The sequence below is a fragment of the Bradyrhizobium vignae genome (assembly GCF_004114425.1).
Classification (GTDB): Bacteria; Pseudomonadota; Alphaproteobacteria; order Rhizobiales; family Xanthobacteraceae; genus Bradyrhizobium; species Bradyrhizobium vignae.
This window is the reverse complement of record NZ_RDQF01000074.1, coordinates 23,695-31,573: the sequence shown is the minus strand read 5'-3', so window position 1 is coordinate 31,573 and position 7,879 is coordinate 23,695. Positions and strand designations below refer to the sequence as shown.

7 protein-coding genes are annotated in these 7,879 nt (G+C 66.5%); 2 read left to right on the top strand and 5 right to left on the bottom strand.

What is annotated here, in order from left to right:
- Window positions 1–151 precede the first annotated feature (151 nt).
- Both EAV90_RS35390 and aptA read right to left on the bottom strand, forming a co-directional pair.
- The gene (locus EAV90_RS35390; protein ID WP_122401202.1) at window positions 152–1,417 is read right to left on the bottom strand and encodes a D-amino acid dehydrogenase; all 1,266 of its coding nucleotides are present in this window, start codon (window positions 1,415–1,417) and stop codon (window positions 152–154) included.
- Between the two features lie 70 nt (window positions 1,418–1,487).
- Window positions 1,488–2,816, bottom strand: coding sequence for an omega-aminotransferase AptA (gene aptA, locus EAV90_RS35385; protein ID WP_162500143.1), 1,329 nt, complete (start codon window positions 2,814–2,816; stop codon window positions 1,488–1,490).
- Between the two features lie 147 nt (window positions 2,817–2,963).
- Between aptA and EAV90_RS35380 the strand changes: the two genes are divergently transcribed.
- The gene (locus EAV90_RS35380) at window positions 2,964–3,512 is read left to right on the top strand and encodes a cupin domain-containing protein (RefSeq protein WP_018646206.1); all 549 of its coding nucleotides are present in this window, start codon (window positions 2,964–2,966) and stop codon (window positions 3,510–3,512) included.
- Between the two features lie 177 nt (window positions 3,513–3,689).
- A complete protein-coding gene (locus tag EAV90_RS39890) occupies window positions 3,690–3,842 on the top strand; it encodes a hypothetical protein (RefSeq protein ID WP_164937244.1) in 153 nt (50 codons plus the stop codon).
- Window positions 3,843–3,884: 42 nt separating this feature from the next.
- Here EAV90_RS39890 and EAV90_RS35375 read toward each other — a convergent pair whose 3' ends face one another.
- The 3 genes from EAV90_RS35375 to EAV90_RS35365 are packed head-to-tail and all read right to left on the bottom strand — an operon-like array spanning window position 3,885 to window position 7,688.
- Complete coding sequence (locus EAV90_RS35375) at window positions 3,885–6,146, bottom strand: xanthine dehydrogenase family protein molybdopterin-binding subunit (RefSeq protein WP_129146088.1); 2,262 nt, start codon at window positions 6,144–6,146, stop codon at window positions 3,885–3,887.
- A complete protein-coding gene (locus EAV90_RS35370) occupies window positions 6,139–7,194 on the bottom strand; it encodes an FAD binding domain-containing protein (RefSeq protein WP_129146087.1) in 1,056 nt (351 codons plus the stop codon). The genes EAV90_RS35375 and EAV90_RS35370 overlap by 8 nt, the downstream gene beginning before the upstream one ends.
- Complete coding sequence (locus EAV90_RS35365; protein ID WP_122401198.1) at window positions 7,191–7,688, bottom strand: (2Fe-2S)-binding protein; 498 nt, start codon at window positions 7,686–7,688, stop codon at window positions 7,191–7,193. The genes EAV90_RS35370 and EAV90_RS35365 overlap by 4 nt, the downstream gene beginning before the upstream one ends.
- Between the last annotated feature and the right edge of the window lie 191 nt (window positions 7,689–7,879).

Sequence of the window (7,879 nt, the reverse complement as noted above, 5' to 3'; positions counted from 1 at the left end):
GATAGCGGCCAGTCCGTCGGAAGGATGATCGAGCAACATCGTCGTCTCCAGGTTGAATGGATTCAGCAACCCTCAGTCTGGCCTCAGACCTGGTCGCTATCCACTCCCCATGGAATCTTCGCTACGCACGCAATGACGAACGGATAGAGCCTTACCCGAACCGATGCGCGTACCGCTCCACCGTCAGCGCACTCACATCGATCTCCGGCTTCTTGCCCGACAGCATGTCGGCCAGCACGCGTCCCGAACCGCAGGACATGGTCCAACCCAACGTGCCGTGGCCGGTGTTGAGGTGGAGGTTGGCGTATTGGGTCGGGCCGATCACGGGCGGGCCGTCCGGGGTCATGGGGCGCAGACCGCTCCAGAACGTTGCCTTGGCGAGATCGCCGCCGCGCGGGAACAGGTCGGTGAGGGAGTGATCGAGCGTGGCGCGGCGGGCGTCGTACAGCTTGCTCGAATAGCCCGAGATCTCGGCGGTGCCGCCAACGCGGATGCGGTCGCCGAGGCGGGTGATCGCGACCTTGTAGCTCTCGTCCATCACGGTGGATTCCGGCGCGCCGGAGGCGTCCTTGATCGGCACCGTGATCGAATAGCCCTTCACCGGATAGACCGGCAGCGCGATGCCGAGCGGCGCCACCAGCCGCGGCGACCAGCTGCCGAGCGCGAGCACGTAAGCGTCCGCCTGCAACAGGCCGGCGCTGGTCACGACGCCGCTGACGCGCGCGCCCTCGGTGACGATGCGATCGATGCCGGTGTTGAACAGGAAGCGCACGCCGAGCGCCTGGGCATGCTTGGCCAGGGACTGCGTGAACATATGGCAGTCGCCGGTTTCGTCCTGCGGCAGACGCAATCCACCGACGAATTTTTCCTTGACGCCTGATAGCGCCGGCTCGACCGCGATGCAGCCCTCGCGGCTCAGCACCTCGAAGGGCACGCCATATTGCTTGAGCACGGCGATGTCTTCGCCGGTGCCGTCGAGCTGGGACTGGTGGCGGAACAGCTGCAGCGTCCCCTGCGAGCGCTCGTCATACTGGATGCCGATGTCGCGGCGCAGGTCGCGCAAGGCGTCGCGGCTGTATTCCGCGATCGGGATCATCCGGCTCTTGTTGACCGCATAGCGCGCGCTGGTGCAGTTGCGCAGCATCTTGAGCAGCCAGACCCACATGACCGGATCTAGCTTCGGCCGGATCACCAGCGGGCCGTGCTTCATCAACAGCCATTTGACCGCTTTCACCGGCACGCCGGGGCCGGCCCAGGGCGACGAATAGCCGGGCGACACCTCGCCGGCATTGGCGAAAGAGGTCTCCAGTGCCGGCTCCGGCTGACGGTCGACGACCGTCACCTCATGACCGGCGCGAGCGAGGTAGTAGGCAGAGGTGACACCGATGACACCGCTGCCGAGGATCAGAACTTTCACGCTTCGTCAAACTCCCGCGGCATCACACGCGCCGCTGCCAGGAAACAACTCGCAACGGCGAGAGCAATTATCAGGCCACCTTCTTGATGGCGTCGCCGAGGATGGAGACCATCTGATCGATGTGGCTCTTCTCGACGATCAGCGGGGGCGACATCGCGAAGCTGTCGCCGCTCATGCGCAGATAGAGACCGGTGTTGAAGCAGTCGACCATGACGTCATAGCCGCGCGCGCCGACGACGCCGTCGCGCGGCGCCAGCTCGACCGCGCCCATCAGGCCGCAATTGCGGATGTCGACGACGTTCGGCAGGCCTTTGAGCGAATGCAGCGCGTCGCGCCAGTATTCGGCGATCGAGGCACCGCGCGTGAGCAGGCCTTCGTCCTTGTAGATGTCGAGCGTCGCGATGCCGGCGGCGCAGGCGGTCGGATGCGCCGAATAGGTGTAGCCGTGGAACAGCTCCATCTGGCTCTCGGGGCCGACCATCATGCCGTCATGCACCTTGCGGCTCGCGAACACCGCGCCGCAGGGAATGGTGCCGTTGGTGATGCCCTTGGCCGTCGTCATCAGGTCCGGCGTGACGCCGAAGAAGTTGGCGGCGAACGGCGTGCCGAGGCGGCCGAAGCCGGTGATGACCTCGTCGAAGATCAGGAGGATGCCGTGCTTGTCGCAGATCTCGCGCAGGCGCTGCAGATAGCCCTTCGGCGGCGGCAGCACCGCAGTCGAACCCGGCACCGGCTCGACGATGACGGCGGCAATGGTCTCGGCGCCGTGCAGCGCCACCAGACGCTCGAGATCGTCGGCCAGCTCGACGCCATGCTCGGGCTGGTCCTTGGCGAAGGCGTTACGGGTGAGATCGTGGGTGTGGCGGATGTGATCGACACCCGGCAGCAGGGTCGCGAAGGCGCGGCGATTGGCGACCATGCCGCCGACCGAGGTGCCACCAAAGCCGACGCCGTGATAGCCGCGCTCGCGGCCGATCAGACGGGTGCGGCTCGACTGGCCGTTGGCGCGATGGTAGGCGAGCGCGATCTTGAGCGCGGTGTCGACCGACTCGGAGCCGGAGTTGGTGAAGAAGACGCGATCGAGTCCCTTCGGCGCGATCTCCGCGAGGCGCTCGGCGAAGTCAAATGCCAGCGGATGGCCCATCTGGAACGAGGGCGCGAAGTCCAGCGTCATCAGCTGCCGCTCGACCGCGGCGGCGATCTGCTTGCGGCCATGGCCGGCATTGACGCACCAGAGGCCGGCGGAGCCGTCGATCACCTTGCGGCCGTCGACGGTGGTGTAGTGCATGCCCTCGGCCGAGGAGAACAGGCGCGGCGCCTTCTTGAACTGCCGGTTGGCGGTGAACGGCATCCAGAACGAGTCGGTCTTGATGGTGTTCGGAATCTGATGAAGGGTCACGGCCGCGCTCCTTTGCTGACGGGCCAGCAGAGCCACGGCTTCGAAGCCGCAACAAGTCCTTTTCTGGTGATCTGCAAGCCATTGATTTAACTGGGGCCGCCGGTCCATATTTGCGCGATCCGCAACACCTGCAACAGGGCTTGGGCTATGAGCGTCGACATCGGTGGACGGCTACGATTCATCCGGGCGCGCCACAAGCTGTCGCAGCGCGAGCTGGCCAAACGTGCCGGCGTCACCAATTCGACGATCTCGCTGATCGAATCCAACCAGATGAATCCCTCGGTCGGCGCGCTCAAGCGCATCCTCGACGGCATCCCGATGGGGCTCGCCGAGTTCTTCGCGCTGGAGCCGGAGTCGAGGCGCAAGATCTTCTACCGCGCCGAGGAGCTGACCGAGGTCGGCAAGAAGCCGATCTCGTATCGGCAAGTCGGCGACAATCTGTTCGGCCGCAGCCTGCAGATCCTGAAGGAGCGCTACGAGCCCGGCAGTGACACCGGACGCGTGCATCTCGTCCACGACGGCGAGGAAGGCGGCATCGTGATCTCGGGCAAGCTCGAAGTCACCGTCGAGGACGAGCGCCGCATCCTCAATCCCGGCGATGCCTATTATTTCGAGAGCCGCCGCCCGCATCGCTTCCGCTGCGTCGGCGGCAAGCCGTGCGAGGTGATCTCCGCCTGCACGCCGCCGACGTTCTGAGGGGGATCTTACGGAACCACCGATATCTTACGGATATTGAGCCACCTCAATTTCCGCGAACCAAGCCGCTACATATTACGAACCGTGCCGGGCAGCCTGGCGTTGAGGTGCTGAGGTTGGCCGGATACGTGAGAATTCCTTGGGCACTCCGGGGCCGCTTCGTAACAGGACTCGCAGATGAAGATCACGCTCGCCAATGCAGAAGCCGCGCTCGACGAAGTCCAGCGCGATGCCGACAAGCTCCATTCGCGCGAGCTGCGCAAGGCCATCGCCGACTACATCGAGATGCAGCGCGAGGCGCTCAGGGCGCTCCGCAAGAAGCTGCATTAGCGAAACGCGGCGGAGCGAGAAGATCTCGTCCCGCCTTGTCCCTCAACGCTGCGTCAGCAACTCCTCGATCCGGATCGGGAAACGGCGGACGCGCACGCCGGTCGCATGCCAGACGGCATTGGCGACCGCGCCGGCGCTGCCGGTGATGCCGATCTCGCCGACGCCCTTGATGCCGAGCGCATTCACGTGCGGATCGTGCTCCTCGACCGTGATGACGTCGAGCGGCGGCACGTCGGCATTCACCGGGATGTGGTACTCGCCGAGATTGGCATTCATGATCCGGCCGCTGCGGCGGTCGGTGACGGCCTCCTCGTGCAGCGCGAAGGACATGCCCCAGATCAGGCCGCCGCACAGCTGGCTCTGCACCATGCGCGGATTGACGATCCGTCCCGCCGCGAAGGCGCCGACCATGCGGGTGACGCGGACCTGGCCGAGCTCCGGATCGACCTTCACCTCGGCGAACACCGCGCCGTGGGCATGCATGGCATATTCCTCCATCGCCGCCGGATTCGGCGCGCCGGTACCGCGAGCCTCGACCTCGGCGACGCCGGCGCGCGCGAGAATCTCGGCATAGCTCTCGCCGCGGCTCTCGTCGTCGCGACGGATCAGCCTGCCGTCCCGCGCGATCACGCCGGCATTGCCGGCGCCGAACAGTGGCGAGCGCTCATCATTGGTGGCGAGATCGGCGAGCTTTGCGATCACGGCCGCGCCGGCGCTATGGATCGCGCTGCCGGCCGTCGCGGTGTGGGCCGAGCCGCCGGCGATGCCGGCATCGGGCAGGTCGGACGTGCCGGCCTTGAATTCGACACGGTCGACATCGAGGCCGACGGCATCGGCCGCGATCTGGGCCAGCGCGGTCCAGGCGCCCTGCCCCATGTCATGCGCGCCGATCTCCATGACACCCGAGCCGTCGCGGCGGATCGCCGCGCGCGCTTCGGCCTGGAACATCAGCGCCGGGAAGGTCGCGGTGCCCACGCCCCAGCCGACCAGAAGACCGTCATCGTCGCGCATCTGCCGCGGCTGGAGCGAGCGCTTCGCCCAGCCGAACCGCGCCGCACCCTGCTCGTAGCAGGCACGCAGTGCCTTGGACGAGAACGGCTTGCCCGAGATCGGCTCGACCTCGGCGTAGTTCTTCAGGCGGAAGGCGAGCGGGTCGATGCCGCAGGCCCAGGCCATCTCGTCGATCGCACTCTCGAGCGCGATCGAGCCCGTTGCCTCCCCCGGCGCGCGCATGAAGAGGGGCGTGCCGGTGTTGACGCGCACGGCATCGTGCGAAGTGCGGATCGCAGCCGCCGCATAGAGCGTGTGCGAGGCATCGGCCGCGGGCTCGTAGAAATCGTCGAACGTGCTCGACACGGTCCTGGCGTGATGATCGAGCGCGGTCAGGCGTCCCTCCCCGTCGGCACCGATGCGCAGGCGCTGACGCGTCGGCGCACGATGGCCAACCGGGCCGTACATCTGCTCACGGCGCAGCACCAGCTTCACCGGCCTGCCGACGAGTTTTGCCGCCATGATGCCGAGCGTTGGCGGCCCGGTCATCAATCCCTTGGAGCCGAAGCCGCCGCCGAGGAACGGGCTTCGGATGTGGATCTTGTCTTGCGCGATGCCGAACAATTCGGCGATGCGCGCCAGCGACAGCATCAAGCCCTGGGTCGGCATGTCGATCTGCAGACGGTCGCCATCCCAGGAGGCGACGATCGCATGCGGCTCCATCGCGTTGTGATATTGCGGCGGCGTCTCGTAGGTCGCGTCGATCCGCTTCTCGGCAGCGGCAAGACCCGCCTCGACGTCGCCGTGATGATGTTCGCTCGGATTGCCGACGCCGACGACGGGCGGCACGAAGGTCTCCCCGGCATCGAGCCCGACCAGCGGGGGCAGTTCATCATAGCGAGGCGCCAGCAAGGCAACGCCTTCGGTCGCGGCTTCGAGCGTTTCCGCGATCACGACCGCGATCGGCTGATTGGCGTAGCGAACCTCATTGCTCTGCAACACCTCCATCCGGAACACAAACGGATTGGTCTTGATCTCGGGGTCGATCGCGAGCTGTGGCTTGTGGTCGGGCGTCATGACGTCGACGACGCCGGGATGGCGCTTGGCGGCCGCGACATCGAGCGAGGTCACGCGGCCACGCGCGATGCTCGAAACGGCCATCACCGCAAACAGCATCCCGGGTGGATGATTGTCGGCGGCGTAAGTCGCCCGCCCCGTGACCTTGAGGATGCCGTCACGGCGGGTCAGCGGCTGGCCGATATTCGAGCCGTGCCGCAGATGGGCGGGAGCGCTGGTCAAATTGAGCTCAGGCATGGATGGCTCCGGAGATCGAGGCAAAGGGAGAGGCCGGCAGCGCGGGGATACGCGCAGGCGTACCGGCGGCGGCGAGTAGCAGCGCGCGCACGACGATGCGGCGCGCGAGCTCGATCTTGAAAGCGTTGTCGCCGGACGGTTTTGCGCCCTCGAGCGCACGCCAGGCCGCCTCCTGGAACGCGTCTGGGGTGGGCGCAACATTCCCAAGCACGTCCTCTGCTGCGCGAGCGCGCCAGGGCTTTGCGGCAACACCGCCGAGCGCAAGCCGCGCCTCCGCGATTCTGCCGTTCTCGATCCGCAGCGCGGCGGCGGCCGAGACCAGGGCAAAGGCATAGGAGGTGCGCTCGCGGACCTTGAGATAACGCGCATGCGCGGCAAAGCCGCGCGCGGCGGGCGGCAGGCGCACCGCGACGATGAGATCGCCGGGCTCGAGCACGGACTCGCGCCCGGGCGTATCGCCGGGCAGGCGGTGCAGCGCGTCGAGCGCGATCTCGCGCCGGCCGTTGCTGCCCTCGATCTCCACGACCGCGTCGAGCGCGACCAGGGGCACGCAGAAATCGGACGGATGCGTGGCGATGCAGCTCTCGCTCCAGCCGAGCACGGCATGGCTTCGATTCTCGCCGTCGCGGGCGTCGCAGCCGGAGCCCGGCTCGCGCTTGTTGCAGCGGCTGGCGGTATCGTAGAAATATGCACAGCGTGTCCGTTGCAACAGATTGCCGCCGACGGTGGCGGCATTGCGCAATTGAGCCGACGCGCCGGAGAGCAGCGCTTCGGCCACCGCAGGATAGGATCTCGCGAATTCGGCATTGTGCGCGAGATCGGCGTTGTTGACGAGCGCGCCGATACGCAAGCCACCGTCTGCGAGAGTCTCTATACCATCGAGTCCATTGAGATGCGTGACGTCGACCAGACGATCCGGACGGCTGACGCCGCCCTTCATCAGATCGAGCAGGTTGGTGCCGGCTGCGAGATAGACGGCGCCCGGCCGGGCCGCGGCGGCGACGGCTTCGGCGATCGTGCCGGGCCTGACATAATCGAACTGTTTCATGCGGAGCGCCTCTGATTGGTCTCGTCCATGCCGGCCTGCGCTTCCAGCACGGCATCGACGATGCCGGCATAGGCGCCGCAGCGGCAGAGATTGCCGCTCATGCATTCGCGGACGCGTTCGGGATCGTTGCCGGCCTGGCCTTCGCGCATCATGCCGATCGCGCTCATGATCTGGCCGGGCGTGCAGAAGCCGCACTGAAAGCCGTCATTGGCGATGAAGGCCGCCTGCACGGGATGAAGCTGGTCGCCGCGTGCGACGCCTTCGATGGTGAGGATGTCGGCGCCGTCGTGGCTGATGGCGAGCGCAAGGCACGAGTTGATGCGCTTGCCGTCGACGAGAATGGTGCAGGCGCCGCACTGGCCGCGGTCGCATCCCTTCTTGGTTCCGGTGAGATGGAGGCGCTCACGCAAGAGATCGAGCAGCGTAACGCGCGGATCGTCGAGGACGAAGTCGCGCCGCGCACCGTTCACGGTGAGGCTGATGGAGTGGTTCATACAAGGCTCCGATCAGAAATGGACATGAGTCGTCGTGCAGCGCGCCACCGCCGTGGCCGCCGTCGATACCGCGCCGCCCGAAGATGATGCGGCCGACGCCCGATCGAAGATACGGAGGCAGCCTCCGTTTAACAAGAGCCGCTCGGAAATATCTGGAATTCGTCAAAAGCCCCTGCGCGACCAACGCGATG

Coding starts and splice junctions, on each gene's coding strand:
- EAV90_RS35380 (WP_018646206.1), top strand. CDS start 2,964: ATGAGCGTCGACATCGGTGGACGGCTACGATTCATCCGGGCGCGCCAC.
- EAV90_RS39890 (WP_164937244.1), top strand. CDS start 3,690: ATGAAGATCACGCTCGCCAATGCAGAAGCCGCGCTCGACGAAGTCCAG.
- EAV90_RS35375 (WP_129146088.1), bottom strand. CDS start 6,146: ATGCCTGAGCTCAATTTGACCAGCGCTCCCGCCCATCTGCGGCACGGC.
- EAV90_RS35370 (WP_129146087.1), bottom strand. CDS start 7,194: ATGAAACAGTTCGATTATGTCAGGCCCGGCACGATCGCCGAAGCCGTC.
- EAV90_RS35365 (WP_122401198.1), bottom strand. CDS start 7,688: ATGAACCACTCCATCAGCCTCACCGTGAACGGTGCGCGGCGCGACTTC.